General features: G+C 60.9%; 17 protein-coding genes and 2 pseudogenes. 9 read left to right on the top strand and 10 right to left on the bottom strand.

What is annotated here, in order from left to right; all coding sequences use genetic code 11:
• Window positions 1–780 carry a helix-turn-helix domain-containing protein gene (locus R4P70_RS10210; RefSeq protein ID WP_256064314.1) on the bottom strand — a complete coding sequence of 260 codons (780 nt, stop codon included), beginning with the start codon at window positions 778–780 and terminating at the stop codon, window positions 1–3.
• Window positions 781–836: 56 nt separating this feature from the next.
• On the opposite strand from R4P70_RS10210, the gene R4P70_RS10205 reads away from it, so the two are divergent.
• Window positions 837–1,229, top strand: coding sequence for a VOC family protein (locus R4P70_RS10205; RefSeq protein WP_256064315.1), 393 nt, complete (start codon window positions 837–839; stop codon window positions 1,227–1,229).
• A gap of 72 nt (window positions 1,230–1,301) precedes the next feature.
• Here the strand turns inward: R4P70_RS10205 and R4P70_RS10200 are convergent, their stop codons facing one another.
• The 5 genes from R4P70_RS10200 to R4P70_RS10180 all read right to left on the bottom strand — a co-directional run bounded on the left by R4P70_RS10200 (window position 1,302) and on the right by R4P70_RS10180 (window position 4,690).
• Complete coding sequence (locus tag R4P70_RS10200; protein ID WP_019748933.1) at window positions 1,302–2,345, bottom strand: alpha/beta hydrolase; 1,044 nt, start codon at window positions 2,343–2,345, stop codon at window positions 1,302–1,304.
• 150 nt (window positions 2,346–2,495) lie between these two features.
• The gene (locus R4P70_RS10195) at window positions 2,496–2,834 is read right to left on the bottom strand and encodes a DUF3349 domain-containing protein (RefSeq protein WP_317830773.1); all 339 of its coding nucleotides are present in this window, start codon (window positions 2,832–2,834) and stop codon (window positions 2,496–2,498) included.
• Between the two features lie 11 nt (window positions 2,835–2,845).
• A complete protein-coding gene (locus R4P70_RS10190; RefSeq protein WP_020908123.1) occupies window positions 2,846–3,172 on the bottom strand; it encodes a DUF3349 domain-containing protein in 327 nt (108 codons plus the stop codon).
• 34 nt (window positions 3,173–3,206) lie between these two features.
• Window positions 3,207–3,488, bottom strand: a complete 282-nt coding sequence (locus tag R4P70_RS10185; protein ID WP_003941641.1) for a hypothetical protein — start codon at window positions 3,486–3,488, stop codon at window positions 3,207–3,209.
• A 14-nt stretch (window positions 3,489–3,502) separates the two neighbouring features.
• The gene (locus R4P70_RS10180) at window positions 3,503–4,690 is read right to left on the bottom strand and encodes an inorganic phosphate transporter (protein ID WP_003941590.1); all 1,188 of its coding nucleotides are present in this window, start codon (window positions 4,688–4,690) and stop codon (window positions 3,503–3,505) included.
• A gap of 123 nt (window positions 4,691–4,813) precedes the next feature.
• Here R4P70_RS10180 and R4P70_RS10175 point away from each other — a divergent pair, with 123 nt between their 5' ends.
• The 6 genes from R4P70_RS10175 to R4P70_RS10150 all read left to right on the top strand — a co-directional run bounded on the left by R4P70_RS10175 (window position 4,814) and on the right by R4P70_RS10150 (window position 9,058).
• Window positions 4,814–5,161 carry a pyridoxamine 5'-phosphate oxidase family protein gene (locus R4P70_RS10175; RefSeq protein ID WP_317830772.1) on the top strand — a complete coding sequence of 116 codons (348 nt, stop codon included), beginning with the start codon at window positions 4,814–4,816 and terminating at the stop codon, window positions 5,159–5,161.
• Between the two features lie 116 nt (window positions 5,162–5,277).
• The gene (locus R4P70_RS10170) at window positions 5,278–5,736 is read left to right on the top strand and encodes a DUF5994 family protein (RefSeq protein ID WP_317830770.1); all 459 of its coding nucleotides are present in this window, start codon (window positions 5,278–5,280) and stop codon (window positions 5,734–5,736) included.
• A gap of 242 nt (window positions 5,737–5,978) precedes the next feature.
• The gene (locus tag R4P70_RS10165) at window positions 5,979–6,323 is read left to right on the top strand and encodes a hypothetical protein (protein WP_317830768.1); all 345 of its coding nucleotides are present in this window, start codon (window positions 5,979–5,981) and stop codon (window positions 6,321–6,323) included.
• A gap of 106 nt (window positions 6,324–6,429) precedes the next feature.
• The gene (locus tag R4P70_RS10160) at window positions 6,430–7,566 is read left to right on the top strand and encodes a hypothetical protein (RefSeq protein WP_317830766.1); all 1,137 of its coding nucleotides are present in this window, start codon (window positions 6,430–6,432) and stop codon (window positions 7,564–7,566) included.
• A 264-nt stretch (window positions 7,567–7,830) separates the two neighbouring features.
• Window positions 7,831–8,865 (top strand): MFS transporter, encoded by a 1,035-nt coding sequence (locus R4P70_RS10155; RefSeq protein ID WP_317830765.1) that lies wholly within the window; start codon window positions 7,831–7,833, stop codon window positions 8,863–8,865.
• Complete coding sequence (locus R4P70_RS10150) at window positions 8,834–9,058, top strand: hypothetical protein (RefSeq protein WP_317830764.1); 225 nt, start codon at window positions 8,834–8,836, stop codon at window positions 9,056–9,058. The genes R4P70_RS10155 and R4P70_RS10150 overlap by 32 nt, the downstream gene beginning before the upstream one ends.
• A 20-nt stretch (window positions 9,059–9,078) precedes the next feature.
• Here R4P70_RS10150 and R4P70_RS32695 read toward each other — a convergent pair.
• From R4P70_RS32695 to R4P70_RS10135, 4 genes and pseudogenes are all read right to left on the bottom strand, one after another.
• Window positions 9,079–9,260: pseudogene (locus tag R4P70_RS32695) on the bottom strand (transposase); the annotation flags it as partial.
• A 149-nt stretch (window positions 9,261–9,409) separates the two neighbouring features.
• Window positions 9,410–9,570, bottom strand: a pseudogene (locus R4P70_RS32690) (IS110 family transposase); the annotation flags it as partial.
• A gap of 102 nt (window positions 9,571–9,672) precedes the next feature.
• Entirely contained in the window at window positions 9,673–10,215 is a 543-nt protein-coding gene (locus R4P70_RS10140; RefSeq protein ID WP_125051370.1) for a hypothetical protein, read from the bottom strand.
• 129 nt (window positions 10,216–10,344) lie between these two features.
• Window positions 10,345–11,274 carry a GIY-YIG nuclease family protein gene (locus R4P70_RS10135; protein ID WP_317830763.1) on the bottom strand — a complete coding sequence of 310 codons (930 nt, stop codon included), beginning with the start codon at window positions 11,272–11,274 and terminating at the stop codon, window positions 10,345–10,347.
• 655 nt (window positions 11,275–11,929) lie between these two features.
• Between R4P70_RS10135 and R4P70_RS10130 the strand changes: the two genes are divergently transcribed.
• Together R4P70_RS10130 and R4P70_RS10125 are read left to right on the top strand one after the other, a co-directional pair.
• Entirely contained in the window at window positions 11,930–12,967 is a 1,038-nt protein-coding gene (locus R4P70_RS10130) for an LppP/LprE family lipoprotein (protein WP_270008484.1), read from the top strand.
• Window positions 12,968–13,260: 293 nt separating this feature from the next.
• Window positions 13,261–13,602 carry a hypothetical protein gene (locus tag R4P70_RS10125; RefSeq protein ID WP_317830762.1) on the top strand — a complete coding sequence of 114 codons (342 nt, stop codon included), beginning with the start codon at window positions 13,261–13,263 and terminating at the stop codon, window positions 13,600–13,602.
• Window positions 13,603–13,752 lie beyond the last annotated feature (150 nt).

Here is a 13,752-nt window from a genome sequence, read left to right as displayed (position 1 = left end):
TTATCGGTGCTCGCGCAGTAGCTGAGTCGGTGTCAGGCCTGTCAGTGCACGCGTATCGCGTGCGAGGTGGGCTTGGTCGGCGTAGCCGGCGCGACCGGCCAGCGACGACAGCGTGAGATTTGCATCGCGGCTGAGAGTCAACACGTCCTGGATACGTTGCACTTTCTGAATCATTTTGGGGGACAGCCCGATCGACGACGTGATCGAGCGTCGAAAATGACGTTCGGAAACACCGAGGTCTGCGGCGATCTCTCGTATCGGAGTCGAAGGGGAGGAGATGAGCGCGGAGTAACCACGCTCGATTCCGTGGTCGGGTTCCAGTCCGCGCCACAACTGGCCCAGTAGGTGAGCGTCGACTGCCTCGTGGCTAAGGGCGTCGGCAAGTACCCGCGCTTGTCTGGAAGTGAGGATGTCGTCGAAGGCGATCTTCGAATCCTGCACCGCGTCGGCCGCTGTGCCGAGCAGGCTCCGCAGAGCCGGCGGATTGATCCGGATGCCCCACATGGTTGTACCGGCGGCGACCGAAACCAGATCGGCACCGGTGGCAGGTCCGACGAGCCACGACTTTCCGGTGCTGTCGACGATGAAGTCTGCGCAGAGATCGGGAAGAATCCGCTTTGCTTCCGTGGGCGCATGGGGGTCGGTAGCGCTTTTCCACGTGCAACTGAAGAGGCCGGCCGAACCTGTGATCCGAGTCTCGACATAGGTGTGGCCGTTTTGTTCAAGACTCGACGCTACCGTCCGACTACCGTCAAGAGCGAGGGTGTCAGTGCCGGTCATCAGATCATCGTCACACACTCGCCGATCACTTCTCGACCCGAAACAGGAGAAATACCGTGTCCGTCTCTCCGAGACTCGATCTCGTCGGAATCGTCACCAACGATCTCGCGCGTTCCCTCGCGTTCTACCGAACCCTCGGGCTCGACATTCCGGAAACACCCGCTGACGCTCCACACGTGGAGTTCACTTTCGACAGTGGGCTTCGGCTGGCCTGGGACGCGCTGTCCACCATCGCGAGCTTCGATCCTGACTTCGTTGTCGGGGAAGGTCGACACCCCATCGCTTTGGCCTTCGATTTCGGGACACCCGCTGCAGTCGACGAGGCGTATCAGCGCATCACAGCCGACTTCCCCGGACATAAAGAGCCATTTGATGCCGTGTGGGGCCAGCGTTACGCCGTTCTTCTCGATCCCGACGGCAATACCGTGGATCTCTTTGCCGCGCTCTGATTTCGAACGACGCAGGCCCCGACCGAAATTCGGTCGGGGCCTGCGATTGTCGGTAATCGAGTCGTTGTCAGTTCACCAAGCGTTGAGGGTGTCGAGGATCTGGCCTCGGGCCTTCCACAGTTCCGCGCCCCAGTACGGCCACGAGTGAGTGCCGTTGGCCGGGAAGCTGTACGTTGCCGGAATTCCCAGGGAGTTCATGCGCAGCTGGAATGCCCGTGAGTTCATCAGGGCAAGGGCTTCGAGGCCGATGGCGCTACCGGTATTCACGAAGTCGACGGGACGACGCGGTTGATCGAACTGCCCGGGTAGGCCGCTCGCGGCGGAGATGTACAGAGAGAGCCCAGCCAGCTCGGGTGCAAACACGAAGGGGTCGTTGCGGAGCCAAGCGGGGTTCCATGGCGGTCCCCACATGGCATCGACATTGAAGGACCCTGCGCTGACCATGGCCACGCGGATTGCTTCACGCATGCCTGGAGCTGAGATGTTGAGGTATCCCGAGAGCGATCCGGCGAACTTGAACTGATCGCGGTGATAGGCGGCGAGCGTCAGTGCCGCGCTGCCACCCATGGACAATCCGAGCACACCGTTGTTGGTTCGGGAGACGCCGCGCGATTCCAGATATGCGGGAAGTTCCTGGGTGAGGAAGGTTTCCCATTTGTACGTGACCGGCTGGCGATTCAAATTGCTGTTCGCATACCAGTCCGAGTAAAAGCTGGACTGCCCGCCGACCGGCATGACCAGGGTGACGTTGTCGCCGCGATACTGCTCGAGAGCGTTGGTCTCGAAACTCCATGCGTTTCGGTCGTCGCGTGCTCGTAGACCGTCGAGAAGATAGAGCGCCGCGTTGCCGCCGCGCGAAGCCCACTGGATCTGAACCTTGATCGGCCCCATCGAGGAGTCGACGAACACTTCCTCGTATCCACCGGCCGGGGCGGTGCGCGCGGGCGCTGCGGTCGCTACTGATCCGCTGATCAGGCCTGCGGTCAGGGGGAGTGCGAGTGCTGTCGCGGCGAGGCCGAGGATCCGACGCTTGATTCGTTTCGAAATGCGGTTTCTCGAAATATCCGGGTTCGAAATATCTGGGTTCTTCGCCAAATCTGTGTGAGCCTCGTGCATGTATTACTCCCGCCCCAAAGGTGCTTGCACACCGAAATCCGACCGAGCCCCCCGAGGCACGGAATTCCTGATGACACTAAGTGGTCTGTATTGACGTCGACGGCTCCGTTACCGTTTCGTTATCAAACTGGTCTGATTCAGGTAGTGCCGTCATGCGTCGTCGACCGGAGGTTGCGCGTCGATTTGCCACCCTCCACGAATCAGGTGTTCACGTACCCGGGCGACGTCCGATTCGTGCGGAATATCGTCGGTGACCTTGGTGATGAGGACGCCGATGTCGATCGGATCGACCGAACCGGGAAAGTCGATCGGATCGACCGGAACCGGAAAGTCGGCGACGAGATCGTCGGCAAGAACGGCGATCTCGTCGTCGGACAGCTGTCGCCGGAGCAGTGCCATCAAAGGGACGTAGTCCTGCTCCGGCACGCCGTTCGGATACCCGGCACGGAGCCAGCCGAGTATCGAAGTCAGAAGTGGTGGAAGACTCAACGAATCGAGCTTCAGTCGTTGTCGAGATCAGCGAGGGGCCACCCGGCGGCGGCCAGGACGGAGGCAACGCGCGCGATGTCCTCGTCCGAGGGAGTCTGGCTCGTGAGATCGGCGATCTGAGCGCTGATCTCGTCGCTAGAGATCACCTGGTCGCTGTTGACGTCGCTCAGTTCTGCGAGTGCAGCGCCGATGGCAATGTCTCGAATTTGCGCGTCCGAGAGCTTGCGTCGTAGCAATGCGACCAGCGGAATGCGGTCCTTGGGCGGTATGCCTTCGGGGTAGCCGGCGCGAAGCCATTCCAGAATGGACTGAGGAAGGGATGGAGTCGGTGCAGTCACGGTGATGTCTTTCCGCTCGTGAGGGCGCAAGGGATCAGAAGATCTCGATGCCGAATGTGTGGCTGAGGAAGCCCTGCATGATGAAGAGGATTCCGGTGACGATTGCGATGAGCACTACCGCGAAGCACACCACTGCGCCTGCCACGGCCAACGGACTGCGAGCCGCGACGGCAGTGCTCCCGCCGCCACTGCCACGTTGCCCGGCATCGAGGGACTTCAGGCCGATTGCGAAGATCGCCGGAAGTCCGGCGCCAAGCAAGAGGCCGACAAGTACGACCTGCCAGAGCGAGTCGACGGTGTTTTTCAAGATATCCATGTCGATTCCCTCTTTCAGGCTTTGACGTCGGTGGTGACGCGGGCGTCCGGACCGGGGACCTCTGCAGGCACCAGGCCGCCGTCCCACTCGGCGTTGACGTTGCTCGGATCGATGGGCTCCTTGCGGGAGCGCAGATACATCCAACCGGCCAATGCGATGAGCACAGCGAAGACGACCAGGACACCGGGCAGGCCGCCGACGATGTTGGCCAGTCCCCAGCACAGAGCGCCGACGATCGCAGCGGACGGGAGAGTGATCAACCAGGCGACCGCCATACGTCCGGCGACGCCCCAACGAACCTCGGCGCCCTTGCGTCCCAGACCGGTTCCCATGATGGAACCCGTCGCCACATGGGTGGTCGAGAGTGGAAGACCGAGGTGGCTGGAGGTGAGAATGATGGCAGCAGAAGATGCTTCGGCCGCCATGCCCTGCGGCGCGGCGATCTCGACCAGGCCCTTGCCGAGTGTGCGGATGACTCGCCACCCGCCGAGGTAGGTTCCGGCAGCGATCGCGAGTGCGCAGGTGAGCTTGACCCAGAACGGCATGTCCGCGTCGGCGGAGATGGTTCCATGGGCGACCAAGGCGAGGAAGATGACGCCCATTGTCTTCTGAGCGTCGTTGGTGCCGTGGGCGAGGGAAACGAGTGAAGCCGAACCGATCTGGCCGAGTCGGAAACCCTTGTCCTTGGTTTCCTCACCGACGTTGGAGGTGATGCGGTAGATGAGCCAGGTTCCGGCCGCTGCAACCAAGCCGGCTACGACGGGAGCGAGAACTGCGGGGATGACAACCTTGCTGAGCACGCCGCTCCAGGCGACACCGCTCATTCCGAGGGACGCGATGGCGGCGCCGATCAGGCCGCCGAACAGTGCGTGTGAGGAACTCGAGGGGATGCCGAGCAACCACGTTGCCAGGTTCCAGATGATGCCGCCGACAAGGCCGGCGAAGACGATGGTGAGCAGCGCTTGGCCACCCACATTTCCGAGGTTCACCACGCCCTTGGCCACGGTGGCAGCAACCTCTACCGAGAGGAAAGCTCCGACCAGGTTCAAGGAAGCAGACAGAGCGACTGCCACCTTGGGCTTGAGGGCGCCGGTTGCAATCGACGTGGCCATAGCGTTGCCAGTGTCATGAAAACCGTTGGTGAAGTCGAACCCCAGAGCGGTTACGACGACGACGAGGAGAACGATGAGTTCCGCATTCACGAGAAGTCATGTTCCAACACCTGCGGGCCACAAATCGACCTGAGACGTGGTCGTTCCGCGACATTTCCATCACTCGGCACCTGTTGTTCATCTTCGTCCGGATAATTGTCCGTTTCGAAACGCGTGAGGCAGAGAAAATTCATTCGTGTGCATGGTCGTGGAGTTTGTGGAGGCATACGCCAATTGCCGGACGGACGTATCGGGTTCTGGACTTCCTCGAAATCGGGTGAGGCCAGGCGGCTGCGGAACAACCCACGCGTCACCGTCGTGCCGTGCAACAACAGCGGAAAGGTTGCCGACGGCTCTTTGCTGGTTGCCGGGACCGCTCGCTTGGTGAGCGGCGGACCTGAATTCGACGAGATCCGCAGCAAAGTGAACGCGAAATACGGTGTGATGGTGCCTATTTCGAAATTCTTCACACCCTCTGTCACATCGGTAATTGTCCGTTCCCGTACGGCGACACCGGCGTGATCATTTCCGTCGATGCGTAGTCGGGATTGCGCAGCGGAGTAGCCTGACAGTATGGAACCCACGACCGGGCGCCTCTGCCTGACGGTTCCACGAATCCTCCGTTAAGGAGCCTCGTCATGGCGCACATCAGCACTCTCGACTATGCAATGGAAGCGCCGCAGCGCCATGTCGGGCAACCTTTCCCGTTGCCGACGCGGACTCCGCGGTTCCTGCTTCGTGGTCAAGGCGCCGTCAAGGCATCGGTAGACGGCGCGTGGTTCCCATGGACCACCAACGTCACGGCGGAGCTTCACGATCTGATATCAGCACTTTCGCTGAGGTTGGGGCCGATCGCGCGGGTTGCGTTCGACTGGAACACGATCAGCAGCGCGCAGCGTCGTATCGACGAGGTCGACGGACTGGAAGTGCGGGGTCCGTACCCTGGCCAGCCTCACGATTTGATGTATCTCGACGACATCTATGGTCGTCAACTCGTTCTGATGATGATTCCGCCGTACACGGATCCGGACCGTGCGTACGAGATCATGCGGCGGTTGGTTGATCCTGGCCGTAGCGAAACCTATCGGGTGCAGTGAGATCTTTCTGACGTGCGGGGTCGAATCTTTCGATTCCTGAACATGCGTCCAGTTTGTCTGGTTTGATGGTTCTCGTAACCACAATCTCAGGCGCATTCCTTCAGGTCAGCGCTTGGGCGCGGCAGCTTGACTCCCTGCCGTGTCGTCGGTCCGGCATGTCCACCACCCTCCCACTGTGCGTGAGCGCCGGATCGAATGAAGCCCCGCCCTCCCCACGGGGGTGGGGCTTCTACTTTGTTCCGGTGCAGGGGTCCGCGCCCGAGCCCAAGGTGATGATCCGTCTGCCGTTCGCTCTGACGTATTTTCAGCCGTCACAGATCGGACCTGACGATGACCTGATCGACCTCGGTGCCGTGCGGCAAGCGGTGTTGGACACAGCCCGATCGTTGCACCCGGGAGCGGCTATAGAAGGGGGTGAATCGGTCTTTCGTCGAGTACCCCGTCAGCAGGGTGTCGGGATCAGTTGGCTCGTCGGGATCGACAGGGAGACGACCACTTTCGTGTCTGCTGTCACGGGTATCGGCAACGAGGTGATCGTTCACGAACTACCAGAAGATGGCAGCGCCACCTTCGTGTTCGACGAGTGATGCCCGATCCGCTGGGGCCGCCGGGGTGTGTGGCCCAAGCGCACAACACCGATAGGTCGTCACACTGGTACACACAGTCATGACGGAAAACGAGGAGCCTGAGGCAGTGAGCACAACGAGTACAGCGGATACGTTGTTGTCGGGGCCACGCGGACGGCGGATGCTGCTTGACTACGTGATGGATGCCGAACGGATCCGGCGACCCGAGCCGCATGACGACTCGTTCCGTTCCGCGGTTTTTCTGGCGTCGCATCACCTCGACCCCGAGCGAGACTCAAGCGTGACGTATTCACGCGTGGCGTACGAGTCCGGCGCTGAAGAGCCTCCCGAAGAGCTTGTACGTGCCGTCGTCACTGCCGACGATGTAGCGCACCGCCTGTCCGAGGTACCGCTTCCCGAGGTGACCGAGGTTGCACTCCGTTCGGCCCTCGCCGCAGCGACGGACACAGCGCGCTACTGGCAGGACCCCGACGGTGAAGACATCCTCGTCGCAACCGAGCCGGTACGGCGTGAGCTTCGACGAGTCGCCGAGCACATCGCACGATCCCCACGCACGCATTGGTGGACGACCGCGCTCGCCGAGACCGACCAATGGGTGATAGTGAGCCGGGACGACGACAGCCCCGAAACCTTTGAGTCGACGGCTGCAGAACTCCTGAGCGACTGGCACGAGCACACTCTCGCAGCGGAAGCGCGAGCCGCTGACCGCCCGACCGATCCAAAGGCGAACTGGTCCGGTTACTGGTGGTCGAATCCGTCTGTTCGGTGTTCGACACGGACACTGTTCGACGGGACCCCGGCAGAATTGTGGTTCGTCGAAGCCGGCATGGGTTGGAAACGCATCGCCGTGCGACAAGTCGACGCACCCGCCCGCGCTCGCATATACGAGATCGACGGCGCGCAGGCGTGGGCGGAACTCTGCAGACGGTTCCCCCTCGAGGTCACCGCGGAGAAACGACACGACTGGTACCGGACCACCGGACGATCAGGGCGATGGGTCATCCCCAACTGGCAGCTCGTCGCTGAGAGCTACACGGGCGTGCATCTCACCGTTATGGGATACCTGGCCGCGGCGGGAACCGCGATCGGAGTCGACGACGAGACGGCGAGCGTTATCGCCGGGTGGGCGCCCGACGCAACACGCTGGCTCACTGACCCCGACCGCATCGGCGACGAATCCCGTACCTGGGTGCTCGACGACAGCCGAGAACACCCCGACTGGGTCCAAGAAACGCAACAATGAGTGACAGCCAATCGTGTTCGCTGCGCAATGTCCACTCGGTGAGCATCGCGGAGTGCAAGTCGAGACGGGTAACCCCACCTACGAGGACGAGGTGAGTGGCTGTGTCCGCTCTAGTCCTTGGTCACGGTTGAGTGCTTCTATCAATTTCGCAATGCCAACAGCCGTCTCGTCCTCAGCACCGATATCGTGCGTGCTCGGTTACAGTGCCGTGCATGAGCGGGACAGACTGGTGAAGTCGGCTGTGTGGCGTCGTGGATGGCAGCGATGAGTGACGTTTCGCCGGCAGGTCACCGTTCATCGTTCCGTCGCTTTCTCACGGCCGCGGTGATCAGTTCGGCCGGCTCGTCGGTGACAGCTGTGGCGATGCCCATTTTGGTAGTGCAGCTTTTGGACGCGACGCCGTTCGAAGTGGGTGTGGTGAACGCGGCTCAGTTGATCCCTTATGCGGTGCTCGGGTTGGTCGCGGGGGTCTATGTCGATCGGTGGCGGCGCAAGCCAATTCTCGTGTGGGCCAGCGTCGGTCGAGCGGTGGTGCTCGGTGCCGTCCCGCTTCTGTGGCTCGCCGGGCTTCTGCACATCTGGGTTCTGGTCATCGTGTTGCTGTTGTTCGGCTCCTTTTCGGTGTTCGGCTTCGCTGCGATGCAGTCCTTGTTGCCCCGGCTGGTTCCACGCAGCCAACTGGTGAAAGCAAACGCTCGACTCGACCAAGCCGACGCAGCGGCAACGACATTGGGGCCAACGGTCGGAGGCGCACTCGTAGGGGTGCTCGGCGCTCCCGTGGTGATCGCCGTCGACGCGATCAGCTACCTCATCGATGCCGCACTCAATTTCGGGCTCGACGTCGACGAGCCTCGATCCGTTTCTCGCTCCCGAAACCTGATGAACGAAGTGCGTGAGGGTCTGAGATTCACGTATCGCCACCGCACTCTCAACCCGCTCGCGATATCGACACACGTGTGGTTCCTTGCCAACGGAGCTGCGTTGACTGTGCTGTCGCTGTTCGCTCTCCGCTCGCTCGGGTTCAGCGCCTACACATACGGTTTGCTGCTGACGACGTTCGGTGTCGCAAGCCTCCTCGGCACATCCTGCGCTCACGCGCTCGGCACGCGCATCGGATCAGGACGAGCAGTCATCCTCGCCCGCACGGTATACCCCCGTCACCTGGCTTCTCGTGGCCTTCGCGACGGACACAGGTGTCGGCCATGTAATGCTCTTCGCAGCGCTGGGCCTGCAAGGGTTGGCAGCGGGCGCGGAGAACGCGAACGAGATGGGCTATTGGCAAACACTCACCCCCGATGAGCTTCTCGGGCGTGTGAATGCCGCCCGACGCTCCGTCAACCGCACCATGGCTGCGCTCGGCGCAGTGATAGCAGGTCTGCTGGTCGGCGCGATCGGTGAACGCCTAACCCTGCTCGGCGTCGCTGTTGTGTTCGCTGTCGCTGCAGCCGCATTGGGGTTCTCTCCGATGCGACATCCGGCGCGCGAACTCTGACCCCGAGACGCGCACCAGCCACGCCTGCCCTCAGCTCGTTTTCGGTCGTAGTTGGCACGGGAGACCGGATCCTTGAGAGCAGCGAACGCTGAAGATACTTGGCGCGTTTGAGTCTGGCGTTGCCGCTGTGTTGTCGATGCTCACCTTTGACGGACGTTCCAGAGCGATGTGTGCGAGGTGCGACCCCGGCGTAAACCGCGAGCGCCCCTGCGTCGCGGAACGACCGATGTCGGTGATCTCGACGAGCATAGTCACACCGGTCCGTACGCCCATGGATTCACCGACAACAGCATCGACCGCAGGCGTCAACCGGTTTTCGTCGACCGCCAGATCGGCGTCGAATTCGGACAGCATGCGTAGACCCTCGACAAGGTCGCAGGCCTTTCCGATCGGCAACAGCGTATCGGAGAGTGTGCGGGCGGCATCGACGATGATGAAAGCATCTTTCGCGTCGGTCTTTCCGTTGCCGGGTACAGGTCCGCGAAACGCTGTATCCGCAGCCCTGGCAGGTAGGTCGACTACTCGCACTTCGCTACCGGCCTCGGCACAGAAAACTACTGGATCCGGTAGCCGTGCCCGGAGCAGAACTGCGCAGTGGAGAGAGATGTTCCCGGCTACGTGGTGGGCTGCTTTTCCTCGGGGGTGTCGTCGGTTCGGCTACGGTTTCCGGTAATCCGGTCTCGGTACTGGATGAGGTGCGGGTCACCGAGTTGTTGCGGCCAGAGTTGGATGTGGAGTCGTATCTGCGGTTGGGTCTCCGGTGTCCGGTAGGCGTCCCAGTACTCAGTCCGTCCCCGAGCAAACACTCGCACTCGGCACGGGCCTGGCCTCGGATGGGGAATTGGATGCGATACCTCACCTGAGAATCCGTCGAAGCAGAGTGCGTCGCTCTCGATGGTGAACGAACCCTCCGCAATGTCTTCCCACACTGTGAGTAGCGAATCCGTGAGCGGAGGGGCAGGTGTTTCGGTGGAGGTGACTGTCACGCGTACGAGCCCGCGTCCACCGGTGTGGATGACGAGTCGGCCTGGTCCGCCAGTGACGAATTGGGGTTCGGTGGGAAACCAACCCGGCGCAAGTGGTTCGCAGTCATCCGGTGAGCGCAGGACGATCGTGTTGTAGAAGGAGTCCACTTCGATTGCGAACGGATCGGGCATCTGTTGCTTCTCCTGCACCCAAGTCGGTATCGGTCGAATGTATACCCGATGTAATTCCGCTCAGATGCGGCGATATCCATCGTCCGTCGGCGAGTATGACCAACCGTGAACAGCGAGGTGGCTGCAGATCTACTTCTCGAACTCAATTTCGTTTTGCTGCGCTACTGATGTCTTGGGAACCGAGTCGAGAGCTGCTCGTTCAAGGTCATTGATCGAATTGCCGAGAGAGTCTTTCCAGCTGTTTCGCCCGTTGATGTTGCCACCGATGAGGACAGTTCCCGCCATGGAAGGACTGTTGAAGAGATAGTCCTTGACGAAGATCAGTCCTTCAGTGTCGATCGTGACTACGCCCTCCGCTTGGAGTGCGTCACGGCGGCGGCTAATCGACGGGTAGGCAGAATCGCGTACCTCTGGACGGCCTCTTGATCCTGCGGCGACGAGCAGGCCTTCGGGTGTCTGATGCCCCGTGGCTCTGCAACCGCCCTCCTTGAAATACAGCACTTCGGATGCAGGCTCGCCGATCGTGTTTCTGCCGTCACCAGCATTCGATGTCTTGAGGACTGGTTCCAGGATCGGAGCGCCTAGGGTAGCAAGTAGGACCGCGATAGTGTCGAGGAATTCGCGGCAATCGGCTTCGAGCGGGGCCGGCGTAAATGGGTTCGATGCGGCGTTGCCGTTCTGGAGTTCGAAGCGCCCATACTGTTTCGCGCGGTTGATCGACAGCCACTCCAGATACGCCACATGGGTCGATGTCCACTCGTTCGTCAAAGAGACCGCCACCAGGGCTTTGGTCCAGAACTCTTTCTGTCCAGTGTGCTGCTTCAGCCGTTCACCGACGCTGCCTGACTGACCGATATAGCACTGGGGGACGTCTGCGGGTTCGGAACCGAACAGATAGTAGACACCTACTTGGTTGGACTCCGACATCTCCAGGAAGTCCCTCAGCAGTGAGCGTGGCACTTCGAATACGCGCACTGTTCGTGTTGTCAGACTCGCCACCCGTATTCCCGAAGGATCACCTTTAGGTAGAAAGATCTGGATCGTCTGAGCATTTGCCATCGTCAAGTAGCTCCTCGGACATCGACTTCCGGTTACTGCGACAGTAATGGTCGCAGAGCTGGCTGGTGGGGCCGCAATTTGGTTTGCGATTTCCAGATCAGTGGTGCATTTGGTCTTCGCAGAGATCTCTCCGAGCCATGTTTAGAGCTCATCCGTTAAACCGGTGGCTCAGATCCCAGGCTCCGGGGTATTCGTAGTCGAGGGGTCGATGTACTGAACTTCTTCCTCCTCGGTGCAACCGATAGGCCACCAACCAGGATAAACGCTCCGATTCCGATCACGGACCTTATGGTGTAGTGCCGAAATCTTGACCTGCCAACGTCCAACACAATGCCTCCGTCGAGTCAGCGAAACTGGATCCTATCCGGAGGTGAATTCGAACCCTATTAATCCAGGAATCTGTGGCATGTCGAAGTGCAACTGCAATACTCATCGACAGTTGCATCAATCCGATCGTGGTTTGTGTATCGAATCAGGGGACATAGTGAGAACCAAACTAGCGATTTCTATCTGCGCGTCAGCCACATTGTTGTTGGCTGGGTGTGGGGCCGATCCAGTCGAAGGCGCTGCACAAGCGGGGGACAACGCAGCGGCTTCGTCACCGACCACGACGACTCCGTCCGCGCCTGATGTCTGTTCGGGTAAACAGGACTGTGTGTCTTTGACTGTCGTGGATGTCGACGGCGACGGCAAAGATGATTCGATCGGCCGTGCAGGTGGTCAGATCGTGGTGCTGACAGCTACCGGCATCGAAGCTGCGGTAGCCGGTACGGACTCCAAGTTGCTGACCGATCCGAAGGTCCAGGATGCGGCAGGGTTTGCCGGAGCATGGGACGTTGACGGTGTGCCGGGTGCGGAGGTTGTCGTCGCCACGAAGGAGCTCGGCGGCTCTGCCTCATACAAGGTGTTGTCGTGGGAGGACGCGAATTTGGCCGTCATGTCACCGCCCGCCTCGTTGTACGAAGGCAATCCCGTCGAGTGGAAACTGCATCGAGGTGAAGGGGCCGAGACCGCGGTTCGTTGTACAGGCGACCCGTCCAGGCCGATCGAGGTCTGGAATTTCACCGCGCAGTACGGCGGAAGTTCCTCGCAACCGGCGATGAAGGTGACTTCGTACAGCTATGACGCTGCGAACGGTGGTCAGCTCGGTGACGGTTCCCTGTTCGGGGACGAGCAGAGTTTCTCCGCGGAACCGCAAAACCTCGGACAGATGACCGGATGGCCGTGGCTGTGTGGGGCAAACGCTGTCGATCCCGCAGCGGTTGCGACGGTCAAGTGTGGAACGACCCCGAAAGTCGCGGCGATATCGGCCGGCCTCGACCAGGTGCCGGCCGCAACCCAGATTCCTGGCATCGAGTGGACGTTCTTGGGGGAGACAAACTTTGATCCGTGTGCCGAGCTGAGCTATGCGATCGCCGAAACCAATGGCGGGACCGGTAGTTCGCCACAGCATGTGATGTTCTTCCACCGTGGGGAGTATCAGGGGACAGCTACGGCGTGTTCGTTCGGCTTCACTTCGGTGATTGATTCCTCCAGCGACAGCGTGACGGTGCAGTACAAGTGGCCGCGAGGGATGGACTCGAATGCGAATCCGTCAGGTCTGGCCACCGCCATCTTCGTATGGGACGGAAACGAGGTCGTGATGCAGAATGACCTTCCCGCAGAGTTGCTCAAGGTCAGTGGCTGCAAGTAGCGGTTTCGACGACGGATGGTCACATCCTGGTGTGAGCTGTGGGCGCGCTAACCATGCAGCCGAGCTCGGAAGGCTGAAAGCTCTTGCGCGACGTCGCTTTCACCGTTGGGAACTTGACGGCAGATTGTTTCGGTATCCGCATCGAAACTGCCACCGGGCAGAGGTACGGCCGCCCTGGCGATACTGATGGCTTTGTCGTCACTGGGGGGTATGCGCGTTATCGGGGTTATCCATCTGCCTCTGGCTTGCACTATAGATTGGCGATACTGCTCGGCGCGTTCGCGGGCCCTCGCATGGCAGAGACGTCGGGGCGTCGTGTTGCTGACGTCGATTTCACCCGTGGGGCTGTGCACCGGAAACAGCAGTGGCCGGACAAACCGTTAAAGACCAGGGGGAGTGATGCGTCGATTTCGGTGCCGCAGACACTCACGCTCATGCTCTCCTCGTTGGAACTGCAGTGGCCGCATGAGCAGATGGTGACGAACGGGTCAGGAATGGACGCGGCGTCGGCGTTGATCGAGCGGGCCTTGCGGACGGTGACGGTGACGGGGACGGGGAGGTGGACCTACCGGACGAGTTCAGCTTCACGACTTGCGGCACTTTCTCGCCTCGCTGTTCATCGCGTCGGGAGCTGATATCAAGACAGTTCAGGCTCGGGATGCGGCTCCCGAGTGCGAAGGCAATGCTCGGCACTTACGGGCACATGTGTGGCGGACATATTCGATCGGACCGAAACAAGTCCACCCGCCCCGCAGAAGCGGGACGGGTGGACTCGGTACTCGCAG

Origin of the sequence: Rhodococcus sp. IEGM 1241 (genome assembly GCF_033142365.1) — a bacterium.
Classification (GTDB): Bacteria; Actinomycetota; Actinomycetes; order Mycobacteriales; family Mycobacteriaceae; genus Rhodococcus_F; species Rhodococcus_F erythropolis.
Note: the sequence above shows the minus strand (reverse complement) of the source record. Positions and strands in the feature narration are given on the sequence as shown.

Coding starts and splice junctions, on each gene's coding strand:
- R4P70_RS10150 (WP_317830764.1), top strand. CDS start 8,834: ATGGGCTATTGGCAAACACTCACCCCCGATGAGCTTCTCGGGCGTGTG.
- R4P70_RS10210 (WP_256064314.1), bottom strand. CDS start 780: ATGACCGGCACTGACACCCTCGCTCTTGACGGTAGTCGGACGGTAGCG.
- R4P70_RS10140 (WP_125051370.1), bottom strand. CDS start 10,215: ATGCCCGATCCGTTCGCAATCGAAGTGGACTCCTTCTACAACACGATC.
- R4P70_RS10155 (WP_317830765.1), top strand. CDS start 7,831: ATGAGTGACGTTTCGCCGGCAGGTCACCGTTCATCGTTCCGTCGCTTT.
- R4P70_RS10135 (WP_317830763.1), bottom strand. CDS start 11,274: ATGGCAAATGCTCAGACGATCCAGATCTTTCTACCTAAAGGTGATCCT.
- R4P70_RS10200 (WP_019748933.1), bottom strand. CDS start 2,345: ATGCACGAGGCTCACACAGATTTGGCGAAGAACCCAGATATTTCGAAC.
- R4P70_RS10170 (WP_317830770.1), top strand. CDS start 5,278: ATGGCGCACATCAGCACTCTCGACTATGCAATGGAAGCGCCGCAGCGC.
- R4P70_RS10185 (WP_003941641.1), bottom strand. CDS start 3,488: ATGGATATCTTGAAAAACACCGTCGACTCGCTCTGGCAGGTCGTACTT.
- R4P70_RS10125 (WP_317830762.1), top strand. CDS start 13,261: ATGGCAGAGACGTCGGGGCGTCGTGTTGCTGACGTCGATTTCACCCGT.